This is a genomic window from Mesorhizobium sp. WSM4844, assembly GCF_055811775.1.
Genome location: NZ_JBVVQB010000211.1, coordinates 1 through 344, shown reverse-complemented (window position 1 = coordinate 344; position 344 = coordinate 1). Strand labels below are relative to the sequence as shown.

The window sequence follows — 344 nt, the reverse complement described above, 5'->3', positions numbered from 1 at the left end:
CGAGCCTCGAACCAAGCCGCCCACGAAGAGCAGAACGGCAAAGGCCAGAATGTAATCTTCAAAGTTGCCTTTCGCCAGCAAGCAAGCCATCGCGATCACAAGCGGCGGCGTGATGAAGTTGATCGCGGCCGCGGCATATGAACTGCCGTATGTAACCGCACCAGCTGAGATGCCCGCCAGAATAATCAGATGCAACGGCGCTTGCGGCGTTGTGTAGCCAACGGTAAGGACGGCAAGAAAGGACCAGGCAAACCCTGACAGAAGAGAAAGGATGCCAAACCAGCGAAGCCGCTGCGAAATCCCTGTTAAATCGTCCTGATCCCCCGTCTCGTTTAGCTGATAAC

The 344-nt window shown here is 55.5% G+C and carries 1 pseudogene; it reads right to left on the bottom strand.

The annotated features are described in order from the left end of the window. A pseudogene (locus AC0L2A_RS36470) lies at positions 1–344 on the bottom strand (GGDEF-domain containing protein); the annotation flags it as partial.